The organism is Pantoea sp. Mhis, assembly GCF_009830015.1.
The window spans coordinates 201,345-218,381 of record NZ_SZZX01000001.1 but is presented as its reverse complement, the minus strand read 5'-3'; the positions used below and the strand labels follow the sequence as shown (position 1 = coordinate 218,381).

The following is a 17,037-nucleotide window of genomic DNA, read 5'->3' as shown; positions in this document are numbered from 1 at the left end:
GAATGTAATTAAATACGTGATTTAAACCATTAAAATATTTTATATAATAAAATTATTAATATTTATTTAATATTAAAATAATTTAGATTATATTAATTTAATAATTATTAATTTTTTGTTGATGAAATATCATTTCATTTTTATTGAGTTACTATTATACATATAGCATATTATTTATATAATTTATTGAACATCAATTTTTAATCAATCTATAATATAATATTATTTATGTAGTCATTTTAAATATAAATAAATTATTTAACTTATAAAGTTTTTGATTGCATAAATATCAATTAGAAATAATTTAAATTCATGAGGTATTATTATGTCAGTAACGAGTATATCTTCCTTTTTACCTGAGAATTTGATCTGGAAAGGATTAACTCTTACCGCATCTGCTGCAAAACAAATTCATTACTTAATTGAAAAAAATCCAAATATAAAGGGTATCCGTTTAGAAGTAAAAAATGCTGGTTGCGCAGGTTTAAAATATGTTATGAATATGGTAAATGATTTATCTAATGAAGATCTTCAATTTTTACAATTTGGTATAAAACTCTTTGTACCTCTTAAATCGATGCCATTTATGGATGGGACTCAATTAGACTATGTTTCTGAAGGGCTCAATCAAGTTTTTAAATTTAATAATCCTAAAGCTCAGCACTTTTGTGGTTGTGGTGCAAGTTTTAATATTGAGTAAATGAAGATGTCACATAATAAAAAATTTTTTAATAATATACAAACAGAAAAAAATAAATATCTTAATAAAAAGAATTTTTATACTTATTTACAAAATGATGAATTACCAAATGGAATTGATGAAAATACAGTACAGATTATTTCATCTAAACGTAAAGAACCGCATTGGATGCTTGAATTTCGTTTAAAAGCTTTTAAAGCTTGGTTAGAAATGGAGGAGCCACATTGGCTAAATGCTCATTATAATCATTTAAATTATCAAGATTATAGTTACTATTCAGCACCATATTGCAATAATTGCAATAATGTTGCTGATTCTAAATTAGAAGATATACAGAAACTTAATAAATTATCCATAAATAAATATTTAACACAAGAAGTAGAAAATACATTTAATCAACTAGGAGTGCCTGTACGTGAAGGTAAAGAAGAAGTAGCAATTGACGCTATTTTTGATTCTGTTTCAGTCGCTACTACATATCGACAAAAATTAGCAAAATATGGTATTATTTTTTGTTCTTTTAGTGAAGCTGTTCAAACATATCCAGAATTGGTTAAAAAATATCTTGGTAGTGTTGTACCATATAACGATAATTTTTTTGCAGCATTAAATTCTGCTGTTGCTTCAGATGGAACTTTTGTGTATATCCCTAAAAATGTATATTGTCCTATGATGTTATCAACCTATTTTCGTATTAATTCAATAAAAACAGGTCAATTTGAACGTACAATTCTTATTGCTGAAGAAAATAGCTATGTTAATTATATAGAAGGATGTTCTGCTCCAGCACGTAATACTTATCAGTTACATGCAGCTGTAGTGGAAGTGATAATTCATAAAAATGCTAGAGTAAAATACTCTACTGTACAAAATTGGTTTCCAGGTACCAAAAATGAGAATGGTATTCTTAATTTTGTAACTAAACGTGCTCTATGCAAAGGTGAATATAGTCACATGTCTTGGACACAGTCAGAAACTGGGTCAGCTATTACATGGAAATATCCAAGCTGTATCCTGCTTGGTGATGGCTCTATTGGTGAATTCTATTCCGTGGCCGTAACTAATGCTCATCAACAAGCAGACACTGGTACCAAAATGATTCATATTGGTAAAGATACTAAATCTACTATTATTTCTAAAGGCATTGCTTCTGGTAACAGTCAAAATACTTATCGTGGACTAGTAAAAATTATGCCGACTGCCACTAATGCCCGTAATTTTACTCAATGCGACTCGATGCTAATTGGTACAAAATGTGGAGCTCATACATTTCCGAATGTGATAATACGTAATAATACTTCTCAGATAGAACATGAAGCAACAACATCGCGCATTAGTGAGGATCAACTTTTTTATTGTTTACAGCGTGGTATCAATGAGGAAAATGCAATTTCTATGATAGTGAATGGTTTTTGTAAAGAAGTATTTTCTGAACTACCATTAGAATTTGCTATAGAAGCACAAAAATTATTAGCTATTAGCCTTGAACATAGTGTTGGTTAATTAAATATATGTATTTACACAAACATGTACAGAGTAAAGGAAGTATTAAGTATGTTAAGCATTCAGAAATTAAAAGTTAATATTATGGATAAGGAGATTTTAAATGGTATTAACCTTGAAATTAGACCAGGTGAGGTACATGCTATTATGGGACCTAATGGATCTGGTAAAAGTACATTAGCTGCAGTATTAGCTGGCCGTGATGACTGTATAATCACATCTGGTTCAATAATATTCAAAGATAAAAATTTGTTAGAACTAAATCCAGAGGAACGAGCAGGAGAAGGTATATTCATAGCTTTTCAATATCCTGTTGAAATTCCAGGAGTAAGTAATCAATTATTTTTACAAACTGCAGTAAATGCAATTCGCAAATATCGTCAACAAAAAGAATTAGATAGATTTGATTTTCAAGATTTTATAATGGATAAGATCCAATCCTTTAAGATGCCAAAAAATTTATTGACACGTTCTATTAACGTAGGGTTTTCTGGAGGAGAGAAAAAACGTAATGATATCCTACAAATGGTAGCATTAGAGCCTAAACTTTGTATTTTAGACGAAACAGATTCTGGTCTAGATATTGATGCATTAAAAATTGTTGCTGACGGTATTAATCAATTGCGTGATAACAATCGTTCTTTCATTATTATAACGCATTATCAACGTATCTTAAATTATATTAAACCAGACCTTGTGCATATATTCTATAAGGGTAAAATCATTAAATCAGGTGATTTTGCATTGGTAAAAAAATTAGAGGAACAAGGTTATGATTGGGTCATCAAACAATGATAACAAGGTTATACAACAATGGTATCAAATATTTAAATCTCGTAAAAATAAGCCTTCTTTATATGCACAACATCACTGGCAAAAGTTAATATGTCTCGGTATACCAAATATTAATGATGAAGATTGGAAAAATTTATCATTAGAAAGTTTTTTTAAACAAAAATTTATTTTACCAACAATTAATAAAATTTTGATTGATCAAGTTAATAAACATTCTTTTGCATTAAACGCCATCCGTTTAGTTTTTGTAAATGGACACTTTCAACCAGAAATGAGCTCCAGTAATACAGATTTATTTACAATTAAACATAGTTTAGAAGGTAATACTAAAAAACTTCCAAAATCAATAAAATCAGAGCCTTTTTTACATTTAACTGAAAGTTTAGCTGAAGAAATAACTTTCATCCATCTTCCACATGGGAACATAGTATCTCGTCCGCTTTATTTATTGCATATTACGTGTGGACAATCCAATGGACTAAATACAGTTCATTATCGTCATCATATTGAATTAGAAGAAAATGCTAAGGCAAAGATAATTGAACATTATGTTACTTTAGGAAATATGCCACACTTCACTGGTGCACGTTTAACATCAAATATTGCAAATAATGCTTATTTAAATCATATTAAAATAACGTTTGAAGAACATGATAGTTATCATTTTTCACATAATGATATTATAATTAATCGTAATGCTCAAGTTAATAGTACCAGTTTTTTAATTGGTTCTAAACGATTACGCCATAATACCAGCGTACAAATGAATGGTGAAAAGAGTAAACTTTATTTAAAAAGTCTAGTAATTCCAAGTCATTCAGAAATTGCAGATATTCGTAGTTATTTAGAGCATAATCAGATAGATTGTTTAACTCGACAGCTTCATAAAGCAATTGTATGTGATAAAGGTCGTGCAGTTTTTAACGGTCATATTAAAGTATCACAAAATTCATTTAAAACTGATAGTAAAATGACTAATAATAATTTATTAATTGGTAATTTAGCTGAAATATATACTAAACCACAACTAGAAATTTATGCTGATGACGTTAAATGTGGACATGGTGCAACAGTAGGTTGCATAAATAATGAACAAATTTTCTATCTGCGTACGCGAGGTATTTATGAAAAAGAAGCACAACAAATAATAATAAACGCTTTTGCTGCAGACCTTATGGCAAATTTGGAAGATAATACTATACGTCATGGAATATTACAGAGAATTAACTCATATATTTTTGGAGTTAAAACATGGAATTCGATATAAAAAGTGTTAGAGCAGAATTTCCAATGCTTAATCGTAAAGTTAATGGCCATCCATTAGCTTATTTTGATAATGCAGCTAGCTCTCAACGTCCACTCTCAGTGATTGATGCAGAAAATTATTTTTATCAGCATAATTATGCTTCTGTTCATCGTGGAATACATTCTTTAAGTATACAAGCTACTACTAATATAGAAAATATTCGAAATCAAGTAGCTTCTTTTGTTAATGCTGCTTCATCAGAAGAAATTATTTTTGTAAAAGGTACTACAGAAGGCATAAATTTAGTTGCTAATAGCTGGGGTAATAATGAATTAAAATTAGGTGATAATATTATTATTACTGAGATGGAACATCATGCTAATATAGTACCATGGCAGATGTTAGTAGAACGTATCGGAGCAGAAATTCGTATTTTACCATTCAATGATTATGGTGAATTAATGTTGGAATATATTAACGAATTAATTGATGATCGTACAAAGCTTTTAGCTTTAACCCATGTTTCTAATGTACTTGGTACAATTAATCCTATAAAAAAGATCATTGAAAAAGTAAAATCTTACGGGATACTAACATTAGTAGATGGTGCACAAGCCGTAATGCATTGTACTGTTGATGTGCAAGATCTTGATTGTGATTTTTATGTTTTTTCAGGACATAAGATTTATGCACCAACAGGCATTGGTGTATTATATGCACGTAAATCTTTACTGAACATTATGCCACCTTGGGAAGGTGGTGGTGCTATGATTAAACAGGTGATGTTACCTTCTGGCACTACCTGGAACCAGATTCCATGGCGTTTCGAAGCTGGTACCCCTAATATAGTAGGTATTATAGGTCTTGGTGCTGCATTAAAATGGGTTAATAACCTTAGCTTAGATATAATTTTTAAACGTGAAAATTTATTAATGGATTATGCATTAGAAAAATTATCAACAGTTCCTGAGTTGATTATTTATGGTCCTAAAGAACGCTGCGGTGTTATTTCCTTTAATCTAGGTAAATATCATGCTTTCGATGTAGGGAGCTTTCTTGATCAATACGGCATTGCAATTCGTACAGGCCATCATTGTGCCATGCCGTTAATGCAACACTATGTAGTGTCCAGTATGTGTCGTGCTTCTTTTGTATTTTATAATAGTGAAGAAGAGGTTGATCGATTAGCTGCAAGTTTAATACGTATTCATCGCTTATTAGGTGGATGAATCAAAACTAGGAGTATTAGATAGATGGCATATTTGCCAGATAGAGAAAAACTTTTACGTAATTTTAATTGTTGTGCTAATTGGGAAGAAAAATATCTCTATATCATAGAACTTGGAAAAAAGTTATCAGAATCTAATTCTTCTGAATTATTACGCCAACCCCAAAATATGATATTTGGATGTCAAAGTCTCGTTTGGATTCGCATGACATTGCAGAATGATCAATCTATTATCTTTGAAGGTGATAGTGATGCGGTTATTGTTAAAGGATTATTAGCTATAGTATTTATTTTTTATCAAGGACTTCAAGTTCACGAAGTTCTTAATTTAGATATTTATTATTGGTTAAATAAATTAAAATTGATACAATATTTAACTCCATCTCGTTCTCAAGGTATGGAATCAATGATTAATAAAATTCAAGGTAATGCAAAAAATTTTATATTTAAATAAATAAGTTATAAGAATTCACTTGAGCTGATACTCATATAGAAATTTATATAGATTTTATATCTATTGTATTTAATCAAATTACCTTTAAAAAGAAGAAAAAAGCATTTCTTTTATTAATTAAATATTATTAATAAATAAAATTTTTAATTTATAACTAAATTATATGCACTGAAGTGGTATTAGTTGTACCACTTGGTACTAATGCACCTGAAACCATAACAATAAAATCACCCTTTTTGGCATATCCACTTTGTAATGCAATTTCTTTCCCAATTCTATAAAAATCATCCGTTGATGCAATCTTTGGTACTAATCTAGTTTCTATACCCTTGCTCAAGATTAAATAACGTGCAGTAATGGGATTAGTTGTTAATGCTAAAATCATCGCATAAGGGAAATATTTACGTACAGATTTTGCAGATTTTCCTCCTTCAGTCGCAACTACAATAAGAGATGAATCTAGTTTTTCAGCTGTTTCAACTGCACTTCGACATATAGCTTCAGTAATACGTATCTTACGGGAATGTTGTATTAATTTAATACGTGGTTTCATCACACGATCAGTACGTTCACAAATAGTTGCCATTATATTAACTGATTCTAATGGATATTTACCTTTTGCACTTTCTCCTGATAACATTACAGCATCAGTTCCATCAAGAATAGCGTTGGCTACATCACCAGCTTCTGCGCGTGTTGGTCTAGGATTTTTTATCATAGAATCAAGCATTTGAGTTGCAGTAATGACAACTTTACTTGCTTTATTACATTTTTTGATCATCATTTTTTGTGCGAAAATCACTTCTTCAACTGGTATTTCAACTCCTAGATCTCCACGTGCTACCATAATACCATCTGAAACCTCTAGAATTTCATTAAAATTATTTAATCCTTCTTGATTTTCAATTTTAGAAATAATTTGAATATGCGCCCCGCCATGTATCTTTAAATATTCACGGATTTCTATAACATCAGAACGTTTACGAATAAATGAAGCAGCAACAAAATCTACATTTTGTTCACATCCAAAAACTAGGTCCAACTTATCTTTTTGCGCTAATGCTGGTAATTGAACAGAGATTCCGGGTAGATTAATTCCTTTATTTTCACCTAGTTCTCCATTATTTAAAACTTTACATAAAACTGTTGATCCTATGATATTTATCACTTCCATACCTATAAGACCATCATCAACTAAAATAATATTGCCAATTTTTAAATCTTTCGCAAAACCATCATAAGTGACTGCAACACAATTTTTATTACCAATTAAATTTTTATCAGTAGTAAATGTAAAAAATTGACCTATCTTAAGTGATATATCTTTATTATTTTCTAGTTGCATTGTGCGAATTTCAGGACCTTTAGTATCAAGTAAAATTGCAGCCTGTTTTCCAGTATTTTTCATCACAGTACGTAAATTGGCAATACGTTTACTATGTTCAGTATAATCTCCGTGAGAAAAATTTAAACGCATTACGTTCATACCGGCTTTTAATAATTGAGTGAGCATTTCTTCTGACTCGGTTTTTGGACCAATAGTACAAACAATTTTGGTTTTTTTCATATTAGATGTTTTATAAAATATAGAGTTAAATAATTACAGGTATTATAATGTTATTGGTAACACATCTTTTTCAAGATAAGAACCATAATGTATTATAATCAATATCTATTTAACTTGATATTTAATTTTTATAAAAATTAAATATCAAGTTAAATAGATATTGATTAACATGAATCACAAAAAATGATGCGTTCTAATGGATTTGAACCATCGACCCCCACCATGTCAAGGTGATGCTCTAACCACTGAGCTAAGAACGCATCTTATGCAACACATAAAAAAATCAATATTAACTTTAAAAATTAATACTAGCAAGAAAAAATAATTTTCTAAACAATAATAGCATATCTTAGCGTGCAGCTCTTGCAAGAATTATGTGTTCTGGTGAACGTTGCAAATAGCAAATGCGCCAAGTAATCATTATTGCTGCTAATGTTAAACCTACAATAAAACCATACCAAAACCCAGACGGACCTAGTTGTGGCACTACTAAATCAGTAAGTGCTAAAATATAACCTATGGGTAAACCAAATATCCAATAAGAAATAAATGTAATAAAAAATATTGAACGAGTATCTTTATAACCTCGTAGTATACCATTACCAATAACCTGAATAGAATCTGACAATTGATAAATTGCAGCTAATAATATCAATTCTGAGGCTAAATTTATTATTTCACAATTATTAGTATACAAAGCAGCAATATCATATCGTTTCATAGCAGTACAAAAAGCAGTAATAACTGCCATAGTAATTCCAACTCCTTGTCCTGCCCACGCAGAAATTCTTGCTTGTTTTGTTAAGCCTTGTCCTAACCAGTTGCCTATACGAATAGTTGTAGCCACTCCAAGTGATAATGGTAATACAAACATTAATGAACTAAAATTAAGTGCTATTTGATGTCCAGCTACTTTAACAATCCCGAGAGGCAAAACAAGCAAAGCTACTACAGAAAATAACATTACTTCAAAAAATAAAGCTAAAGCTACTGGTATTCCTAATCTCATAAGTTTTGTTAGAATGATACGTGATGGAGGAGACCAACGTGTTGTCATCTGAATATCGCGCATACTCACCATATATTTTAGATAAACACGCATTACTATAAATAGTATCCAATGAGCAGATGCTGTAGCTACACCGCAGCCTACACCTCCTAAAGCAGGCACTCCAAAATGACCGTAAATGAAAATATAATTTAAATAAATATTTGTTATTAATCCAAGGAAAGCTAGTACCATAGCTGGTTTTGTTTTCGCAAGACCCTCACATTGATTACGTATAACCTGGAAAAATAAATAACCAGGAGTCCCCCATAAAAGGGCATGCAAATAGCTTTTTACTTTGGCTGCTAAATCTAAATTAATATTGTTAATAACATGTAAAAAGGAAGATATTTCCCATAATACTAGCATAATTAATAATGCTACCCCTAATGCTAACCAATAACCTTGACGAGTATGTTCGGCAACATATTTACGTCTTCCTGATCCACTTAATTGAGCGATAGTAGGTGTTAAAGCTAATAATAAACCATGACCAAATAAAATGGCTGGAAGCCAAATAGAGGTACCGATAGCAACAGCAGCCATATCAGTAGCGCTTACCATCCCTGCCATAGTAGTATCAACAAAACCCATAGCACTTTGAGCTGCTTGAGCAAAAATAACTGGAATAGCAAGAATTATTAATTCACGTGCTTCTATTAAATATTTCTGCAAATAATACCTACTTAATCTTAAAAAAGATAAAATAAATAATTTTTAAAATGTATTGATAGTGTACTGATAGCAACAATTATTACCAGTTATTGTTTATAACTTCTTTAAATAAATATTTATGGCTTGACAATAGTTTCCAATTCAATTAATTAAACAAAGCATGATAAATTAACATAAATTTTTCAGAGGAGAAAATTATGTTTACTGGAATTATACAAGGTATAGCAAAAGTTATTGATATAAAGAAAATAGATACATGTTATATATATGTAATGCATTTTCCTAATGTATTATTAACTGGATTAAATCTTGGAGCTTCGGTAGCAAATAATGGCTGTTGTCTAACTGTAACTAATATAGAAAAAAATTATGTTAGCTTTATGTTAATTAAAGAAACACTGAATTTAACTAATTTAGGAGAATTAAAAATTGGAGATATGGTAAATATTGAACGTGCAGCGAAGTTGAGTGATGAAATTGGAGGACATTTAATGTCTGGACATATTGTTACCACCGCTACAATCTCTAAAATTAAAAATTCAATAAATAATAAAGAAGTATGGTTTGAATTACTGGATAAAAAGCAAATGAAATATATTCTCCATAAAGGTTTTATTGGTATAGATGGTATTAGTTTGACAGTTAGCAATATTTATAATAAAGGATTATGTGTAAACTTAATACCAGAAACATTAAAACGCACTTCGTTAGGCATGAAGACAATAGCGGATAAAGTTAATATTGAAATTGACTCATATACTCAAGCAATAATAAAAACTGTGGAAAGTTTTCTATCTCAGACTAATATTTCAATGCTAACAAAAAATACTTTTAATTAAAAATTACATTTAATATTTTATGATGTATATTTAGTTAATATATAAAAACATTTTATCTCTAACTTAAAATCCGTTAACTAATTTACATTAAAAAAGAGAAATTTTCTATATTCAAACTATAAATACATTATAGTTTATTTTTAGTATTTATATACTTATCATATTTTCACTTTAATATTCAATGTCAATTTTATATTTTTAAAAATTAAAAAATTTTAATAAAAATATTAGTTATATGTCAACTGAAAGTTTCAGAATAAATAAAAATAACTTAAGTAATATTTCATAATACTTAAATAATAATTTTATTTTAAAAATAATTCATCCTTGTATTTTAATAACTAAGTTAAATTTAAATTATTGATTATCATTCATTTATTTTTAAACTAGAACTTTAATATTTAATATTTATATAATTTTATTATACAGATATTATTATTTTAATTCAAGATTAATATAATGTGTTATATTAAACAATGCGAAACTCTTAAATATGTAATTATTTGTTCTTTTAATTATTAATGAAAAATATAATTAGTGATTCCAAAATATTGTATTCTGTAATTTTAGAATATTTGTAATAAAAAACATCTTAAGATTTTTATTAAAAATTTTTCATTCGCTTACAAACTAGAAAATTTTATGATGTTTTTATATTTATAAAAACATCATAAAATATGTAAAGTAAGTGTATTTAATTTCATTAATCTATGAATAATATGAGTTTAATTTTTAAAGATTTATACTAATTATAAAAAGAAAAAATAAAATTTTATTAAATTAAACCTAGATATTAATATGCTATTTATAACAATATATTACTTAACCATATTAACACATTATAATTACTATTCGTTATTTAATAATAAATATTTTCATAATAGACAAATTATACTTATAACATACTATAATTAATAATTCATATGATATAGTATATATTTACAAAATAGTTTAAAATATATATTTTATTAATATTAAAAGATTTAAGATATATTAAATATAATGTAAATAATATTTTATAAAAAATATACAACGTACAAAGAATATTATTAAATATAATTAAATTATTTCGTAAATAAGTTCATCAAATTTAAAAAATTAATTAACATAATAAATATTACGTATGATTTAATTATTAAATAATTTATTTCCTAATTAGGATTTACTTTTAACTAAAAATTGTTATATTGATAAATACTAAATAAAATACATAATTGGAAAAAATTATGATTGTTACTGAAAAAATAAAGTTTCAAATTTCAACAAATCCCATTTTACTATACATGAAAGGTTCTCCACAAGAACCAAATTGTGGTTTTTCTGCACAAGCTGTTAAAGCTCTTACTGCTTGTGGAGAAAAATTTACATACGTAGATGTACTACAAAATCCAGATATTCGTACCGAATTACCAAAATATGCTGATTGGCCAACTTTTCCGCAATTATGGGTTGATGGTGAATTAATAGGTGGATGTGATATTATCATAGAAATGTTTAGAAATGGAGAATTAGAGCCTTTAATTAAAAATACAGCTAAAAAATATAAAAATAAAGCACTTGTTAAGCGTTAGCACTTAATGTCTTATATGTATATTGATTAAGTATATAAAAATAAAGTACAATTTATATTGTATATATTTAATATTTAAGAACTAGGAGGCCAACCTCCTAATCTTTTCCATCGATTTACTAATTCACAAAATAATTTTGCTGTCTGTTCTGTATCGTATAATGCTGAATGTGCTTGATTTTTATCAAAATTCATTCCGATTGCTTCACATGCTTTTGCCAATACAGTTTGACCTAATACCAATCCACTTAAAGCAGCAGTATCAAAAGTAGCAAATGGATGAAATGGATTATGCTTCATACCTACGCGTTCAACTGCTGCCATTAGAAATTTATGATCAAAAGTAGAATTATGTGCTACAATGACTGCTCGTTGGCAAGAGTTTTCCTTAGTTCCTTTACGTACCATTTTAAAAATTGCGTGTAATGCTTCATATTCACTTACAGCGCTACGTAACGGATTAGTAGGATCAATCCCATTAAATGCTAATGCATTTGAATGCATTAGTGAACCTTTAAATGGTTGTACTTTAAAGTATAGACTTTGGTTATGATGCAACCATCCACCTCCATCCATTTGTAATGTTATAGCGGCTATTTCTAACAGTGCATCAGTTTTTGCATTCAGTCCTGCTGTTTCAATGTCAATTACTACAGGATAAAAGCCACGAAAACGTTGATAGAGAGCATTTAAAGAATTTAATTCAGGCATGATAATCTTATTTATTTTTAATAAATGCGAATTTAGTTAAAGGTAAATAAATAATATGATAAAATATTCTTAACTATGTAAGTTATAAATTAATTAGTCTTATAGATTATTACTTGCTAATTAATATAATAATTAAATTTATTGACATAAATATGAAATTTTAAATAGATTTAATCTATTAGTTTTAATTAAATTAACATTAGATAATAACAATTATATTCATACTCATGGATAGTAATATCATTGTAAAAATAAAAATTTTCAAACTTATAAAAATTATAATATTGTTATTATATTATTTATATGATCATAATATAATGAATTAAAAAATAAATTATAAAGTTTATATATAAAATAACGCAGTTTAATCATTAAATATTTATTTATTAAAAATAATATATAAATAATGAATAAAATTAATCATATATATAATATTAATAATAATTAAGATAGCAATCATTACAAAATATAAATATATATTTAGTTTTATTTATGATTAAAATGATATGAATATTGTATCATAATTTTTAAAAATTATGACAACTCAATCAGATATAGATCTGAATCTGATTATTTTACAAAAAACGACGCAAAATATTTTTGTTATATTTTAACGTGGAGTGACTGTTATAATCTTGTTGTTATTTGATACTATCATAACACGTTGACCTATTACGTAATGATTAATAGACTGTTTTTGTATTATCATAACTACATGACCATTATCTTTACGAATTTCTAACGCTACACCATTAGCTTTATTATTCATATTCTGAATATGTTGACCAACAAGTCCGCCCATTATCACACCACTTGCTGTAGCTAAATTACGACCAGTACCACCTCCTATAGTATTACCTAAAAAACCACCAAGTACAGCACCACTAACTATACCACTTACATTTCTATCGTTATTAAGTTCAATATGTACTGGTTTCATTGATATTAATGTACCGTAAAAAACATTGTGTACTTGCTTAATTTCATTATGGCTGTAAGTATCTTGATAATAAGGATCATTACTAGCACAATTGGTCAAAATTAAACTAATTAATATTAAAGACAAAAAATGATTAATCATCATGAATTTCCTTTGAGATATATCCAAGATCATTTTGCATCGTTTACTAAAATAGTATAAATCAAAAATTTTATTTATTTACTATAAATTAAAATCTTCAGTTAACAAAAAACTTTAAATTACTTATTTACATAATGCTAAATATTATATAAATAATAATATAATTATTTGTAGTTTTTTTGATTACATATAGTGTATGATTAAATTAAATAATTTTATACTAACAATAAAATTATTTAAAAATGATACAAGCAAATATTATCGAGTTATTTTAAAAATAAAATTATCTATATACATACAAATATAGATAAAATAGATAATTAGAAATTGAAACATTACAAATAAATTTAATTATTAATTATAATCATTTAAATTTAAAATATTTAATATTAACTTAATGATTTTTATATGAATGAAATTAATATAAACAATAATATAATTAAAAATGTTGCTTATATTCGACGTGAATATAATCGAGGCACGTTAAATCGTAAAGATTTACCAAATAATCCATTGGTACTATTCGAACAATGGCTACATCAAGCTTGTTTATCTAATATATCTGATTCAACAGCAATGATATTATCCACTGTAGATAATAACGGTCAACCTTATCAACGTACTGTACTTCTCAAAGATTATGATGAAAAAGGGATGGTATTTTTCACAAATCTTAGCAGTCGTAAGGCGTTACAATTAGGAAATAATCCACGTGTTTCATTACACTTTCCTTGGCATAGCTTAGATCGTCAAGTAATAATATTAGGTACTGTTGAAAAATTACCTCCATTAGAGATATCTAAATATTTTTATAGTAGACCACGTAATAGTCAAATTGCTACTTGGGCCTCAAGACAATCTAGTGTTCTTTCAAAACGAAATATATTGGAAGCAGAATTTATTAGATTTAAAAAAAAATTTAATAAAAGTAAAATTCCATTACCCAATTTTTGGGGTGGATATTGTGTGAAATATTTTTCTATAGAATTTTGGCAAGGTGGTAAATATCGTTTACACGATCGTTTTATTTATCAAATTCAAGAAAATTGTAGTTGGTTCATTACTCGCTTATTTCCTTAACATTATATTCATATATGTTGCTTATCTTAAAATATAGGAATTAACAGTAGTTTTAACAACTATATTAATGATATGATCTTCTTGTTTATTTTAAGAGCTATATTAATATAATTATGCAATTTAGAACATTTGGAGTTGTTAATGTTCAATAGTAATATTCTCCAACAATTACAAGAAAGGGAATCAATAGTTCAATTAACAAACGAGAAGGAACTTGTTGAACAATTACAAAAAGGACCAATAGTTCTCTATTGTGGATTTGATCCTACCGCTGATAGTTTACATGTTGGTCATTTAGTGCCTCTTATTTGTTTAAAACGTTTTCAGCAAGCTGGACATAAACCAATAGTAGTAATAGGTGGTGCTACGGGCATGATTGGTGATCCTAGCTTTAAAGCAACAGAACGTAAATTAAATTCTATTGAAAATATTAATAATTGGGTAAAAAACATTAGTAATCAAATTAAACTTTTTCTAAATTTTGATTGTGGTAGTAATAGTGCTATCATTGTTAATAATTATGATTGGTTTGGTAATATGGATTTACTCAGTTTTCTTCGTAACATTGGCAAATATTTTTCAGTTAACCAAATAATTAATCGTGATGCAGTAAAACAACGTCTAAATCGTGAAGGATATGGTATTTCATTTACTGAATTTTCCTATAATTTACTACAAGCTTATGATTTTGCTGAATTACATAAAAGATATGGTGTAGTTTTGCAAATAGGAGGAACTGATCAATGGGGTAATATTATTGCTGGCATTGAACTTACACGTCGTTTATATCAGCATAAAGCTTGGGGCTTAACGTTACCATTGATTACTAAATTTGATGGAACTAAATTTGGTAAAACGGAGCAAGGATCAGTATGGTTAGATGCTAAAAAGACTAGTCCATATAAATTTTACCAATTTTGGATTAATACAGCAGATGCTGATGTTTACCGTTTACTTAAACTTTTTAGTTTTATGTATGTTGTAGATATTAATGATTTAGAATTAAAAGATAAAAATATTAATCAAACGCCACAAGCTCAATATATATTAGCTGAGCAAATTACTCGATTAGTACATGGAGAACTAGGGCTAATTGCAGCAAAACGTATTACGCATAATCTATTTTATGGTAATTTGACAAATATGACTGAATCTGATTTTGAGCAATTAAAACAAGATGGCATGCCAGTAATTACATTATCTTCAAATAGTAACCTACAACAAGCATTAATAATAGCTACAATGGCTTCATCACGTAGTCAAGCTCGTACTATGATTTCTTCTAATGCAATTACGATTAACGGAAAAAAACAATCTAATATTGAATATAGCTTTAGTAAAGAAGATAAACTTTTTAAGCGTTTTACATTGTTACGTAGAGGTAAAAAATTTTACTGTTTAATCAATTGGCAATAAAATTATATAGTATGATTTTTGTTAAGTTATTTTTTATAAACTCCATCTATATTTCAAAATAAATAATAATTAAAATTATATATTTAACACAAATATATTTATAAATTATAATATTGATATATTTGAATTATTGATGACTTCAATATCAACTAATATAAACAAATATTTTCATCATCAATAATTTTTTATAATCATTTTATACGATTTTTTAAATAACATGTTATATAAATAGAAAGTATGTAATCATATTACAGTTTAAAATATTTTTATATAAACTGATTATTATAAATTTATTCATATTTTAACAGGTAAACAATATTCACCTTATTCAATTAATCAATTAAATTTTAATTATTTTATTGATTAATCCATCTTAAAGAGATGATTTTATAATAGTAGAATAGTTGTTTATTGATTCATTGTTTATATTTTAAAATAAGATATAAGATGTTATTAATACGATTTATCTATAATTTTCTTAATTACACTATCATCAATATGTACGTGTTAATTGATTATTTAACTTAAATATTATTGGAATAATTCTATTTGTATATTATAGATAATAATCTATTTATTATTTTTATATTTCGATGTATCAAATTAATTATAAACAAACTAATCGATGTATATATTAATTACGTATCATTTTAGTATATATTAACACGAACTATTTTAATCTTTAAAGATTAATAAAATTTTAATTATAAGTCTTTATAATACGTTATCTGTAAATTTATTGCTTGGTTGGCTTTTTTATTAAAAATATTCTTCGGTAAGATTCACCAATAGTTAATTTTAACAAATATTGTTATAAATGATTTCTATATATTTAATTGCAATCGTTTTAATAAAATTAACATTTATGTGATTTAATAGTATGGTAAAACTGCGATGATTAAAATCATCACTGCTATTTTCGTTATGAATTTTTTATATTTAATATTAGCTGATATATCACCACTAATATTGTTGGAAAGTAAAAATATATTTAAAAATAAATAAATATTTATAATTATAAAAATTATTATGTTAAGCATCATCATATAAATTATAGTGGATATATAAAGACGCTAAGCAAAAAAAAGAAATTAGTATTAATAATACCATCCACTTAGTATATA

Annotated in this window: 14 protein-coding genes and 1 tRNA gene; 10 read left to right on the top strand and 5 right to left on the bottom strand. The window is 26.9% G+C overall.

Going from position 1 to position 17,037, the window contains the following annotated elements; genetic code table 11:
- Positions 1 to 325: 325 nt before the first annotated feature.
- From sufA to sufE, 6 genes are read left to right on the top strand one after another with little or no spacing between them, the layout of a single operon-like run.
- The gene (gene sufA, locus FD727_RS00825; RefSeq protein ID WP_159938272.1) at positions 326 to 700 is read left to right on the top strand and encodes a Fe-S cluster assembly scaffold SufA; all 375 of its coding nucleotides are present in this window, start codon (positions 326 to 328) and stop codon (positions 698 to 700) included.
- A gap of 6 nt (positions 701 to 706) precedes the next feature.
- Positions 707 to 2,203, top strand: a complete 1,497-nt coding sequence (sufB, locus tag FD727_RS00820; RefSeq protein WP_159938271.1) for a Fe-S cluster assembly protein SufB — start codon at positions 707 to 709, stop codon at positions 2,201 to 2,203.
- Positions 2,204 to 2,254: 51 nt separating this feature from the next.
- Positions 2,255 to 2,998: a Fe-S cluster assembly ATPase SufC gene (gene sufC / locus FD727_RS00815; RefSeq protein ID WP_159938270.1), complete on the top strand. Its 744-nt coding sequence runs from the start codon at positions 2,255 to 2,257 to the stop codon at positions 2,996 to 2,998.
- Positions 2,976 to 4,265, top strand: coding sequence for a Fe-S cluster assembly protein SufD (sufD, locus tag FD727_RS00810; RefSeq protein WP_159938269.1), 1,290 nt, complete (start codon positions 2,976 to 2,978; stop codon positions 4,263 to 4,265). Before sufC ends, sufD begins: the two co-directional genes overlap by 23 nt.
- Positions 4,250 to 5,473 carry a cysteine desulfurase SufS gene (gene sufS, locus FD727_RS00805; protein ID WP_159938268.1) on the top strand — a complete coding sequence of 408 codons (1,224 nt, stop codon included), beginning with the start codon at positions 4,250 to 4,252 and terminating at the stop codon, positions 5,471 to 5,473. Before sufD ends, sufS begins: the two co-directional genes overlap by 16 nt.
- A 24-nt stretch (positions 5,474 to 5,497) precedes the next feature.
- Positions 5,498 to 5,926 (top strand): cysteine desulfuration protein SufE, encoded by a 429-nt coding sequence (sufE, locus tag FD727_RS00800; protein ID WP_159938267.1) that lies wholly within the window; start codon positions 5,498 to 5,500, stop codon positions 5,924 to 5,926.
- Positions 5,927 to 6,080: 154 nt separating this feature from the next.
- On the opposite strand, the gene pykF is transcribed toward sufE, so the two are convergent.
- The 3 genes from pykF to FD727_RS00785 all read right to left on the bottom strand — a co-directional run bounded on the left by pykF (position 6,081) and on the right by FD727_RS00785 (position 9,216).
- The gene (gene pykF, locus FD727_RS00795; RefSeq protein ID WP_159938266.1) at positions 6,081 to 7,493 is read right to left on the bottom strand and encodes a pyruvate kinase PykF; all 1,413 of its coding nucleotides are present in this window, start codon (positions 7,491 to 7,493) and stop codon (positions 6,081 to 6,083) included.
- A gap of 187 nt (positions 7,494 to 7,680) precedes the next feature.
- Positions 7,681 to 7,753, bottom strand: a tRNA-Val gene (locus FD727_RS00790).
- Between the two features lie 89 nt (positions 7,754 to 7,842).
- Positions 7,843 to 9,216, bottom strand: a complete 1,374-nt coding sequence (locus tag FD727_RS00785) for an MATE family efflux transporter (RefSeq protein WP_159938265.1) — start codon at positions 9,214 to 9,216, stop codon at positions 7,843 to 7,845.
- A 197-nt stretch (positions 9,217 to 9,413) separates the two neighbouring features.
- Here FD727_RS00785 and FD727_RS00780 point away from each other — a divergent pair, with 197 nt between their 5' ends.
- Both FD727_RS00780 and grxD read left to right on the top strand, forming a co-directional pair.
- Positions 9,414 to 10,055 (top strand): riboflavin synthase subunit alpha, encoded by a 642-nt coding sequence (locus tag FD727_RS00780; protein ID WP_159938264.1) that lies wholly within the window; start codon positions 9,414 to 9,416, stop codon positions 10,053 to 10,055.
- 1,226 nt (positions 10,056 to 11,281) lie between these two features.
- Positions 11,282 to 11,626: a Grx4 family monothiol glutaredoxin gene (gene grxD, locus FD727_RS00775; RefSeq protein WP_159938263.1), complete on the top strand. Its 345-nt coding sequence runs from the start codon at positions 11,282 to 11,284 to the stop codon at positions 11,624 to 11,626.
- Positions 11,627 to 11,700: 74 nt separating this feature from the next.
- Here grxD and rnt read toward each other — a convergent pair whose 3' ends face one another.
- Positions 11,701 to 12,336 (bottom strand): ribonuclease T, encoded by a 636-nt coding sequence (rnt, locus tag FD727_RS00770; RefSeq protein ID WP_159938262.1) that lies wholly within the window; start codon positions 12,334 to 12,336, stop codon positions 11,701 to 11,703.
- A gap of 610 nt (positions 12,337 to 12,946) precedes the next feature.
- Positions 12,947 to 13,417 carry a glycine zipper 2TM domain-containing protein gene (locus tag FD727_RS00765; protein WP_159938281.1) on the bottom strand — a complete coding sequence of 157 codons (471 nt, stop codon included), beginning with the start codon at positions 13,415 to 13,417 and terminating at the stop codon, positions 12,947 to 12,949.
- A 408-nt stretch (positions 13,418 to 13,825) separates the two neighbouring features.
- Here FD727_RS00765 and pdxH point away from each other — a divergent pair, with 408 nt between their 5' ends.
- Together pdxH and tyrS are read left to right on the top strand one after the other, a co-directional pair.
- Positions 13,826 to 14,497 (top strand): pyridoxamine 5'-phosphate oxidase, encoded by a 672-nt coding sequence (gene pdxH / locus FD727_RS00760; protein ID WP_159938261.1) that lies wholly within the window; start codon positions 13,826 to 13,828, stop codon positions 14,495 to 14,497.
- A gap of 141 nt (positions 14,498 to 14,638) precedes the next feature.
- Entirely contained in the window at positions 14,639 to 15,913 is a 1,275-nt protein-coding gene (gene tyrS, locus FD727_RS00755; protein ID WP_159938260.1) for a tyrosine--tRNA ligase, read from the top strand.
- The last annotated feature ends 1,124 nt before the right edge of the window (positions 15,914 to 17,037 follow it).

Excerpts from the sequence above, each read along its gene's own strand:
- sufA (WP_159938272.1), top strand. The coding sequence starts at position 326 with ATGTCAGTAACGAGTATATCTTCCTTTTTACCTGAGAATTTGATCTGG.
- sufB (WP_159938271.1), top strand. The coding sequence starts at position 707 with ATGTCACATAATAAAAAATTTTTTAATAATATACAAACAGAAAAAAAT.
- sufC (WP_159938270.1), top strand. The coding sequence starts at position 2,255 with ATGTTAAGCATTCAGAAATTAAAAGTTAATATTATGGATAAGGAGATT.
- sufD (WP_159938269.1), top strand. The coding sequence starts at position 2,976 with ATGATTGGGTCATCAAACAATGATAACAAGGTTATACAACAATGGTAT.
- sufS (WP_159938268.1), top strand. The coding sequence starts at position 4,250 with ATGGAATTCGATATAAAAAGTGTTAGAGCAGAATTTCCAATGCTTAAT.
- sufE (WP_159938267.1), top strand. The coding sequence starts at position 5,498 with ATGGCATATTTGCCAGATAGAGAAAAACTTTTACGTAATTTTAATTGT.
- pykF (WP_159938266.1), bottom strand. The coding sequence starts at position 7,493 with ATGAAAAAAACCAAAATTGTTTGTACTATTGGTCCAAAAACCGAGTCA.
- FD727_RS00780 (WP_159938264.1), top strand. The coding sequence starts at position 9,414 with ATGTTTACTGGAATTATACAAGGTATAGCAAAAGTTATTGATATAAAG.
- grxD (WP_159938263.1), top strand. The coding sequence starts at position 11,282 with ATGATTGTTACTGAAAAAATAAAGTTTCAAATTTCAACAAATCCCATT.
- rnt (WP_159938262.1), bottom strand. The coding sequence starts at position 12,336 with ATGCCTGAATTAAATTCTTTAAATGCTCTCTATCAACGTTTTCGTGGC.
- FD727_RS00765 (WP_159938281.1), bottom strand. The coding sequence starts at position 13,417 with ATGATTAATCATTTTTTGTCTTTAATATTAATTAGTTTAATTTTGACC.
- pdxH (WP_159938261.1), top strand. The coding sequence starts at position 13,826 with ATGAATGAAATTAATATAAACAATAATATAATTAAAAATGTTGCTTAT.
- tyrS (WP_159938260.1), top strand. The coding sequence starts at position 14,639 with ATGTTCAATAGTAATATTCTCCAACAATTACAAGAAAGGGAATCAATA.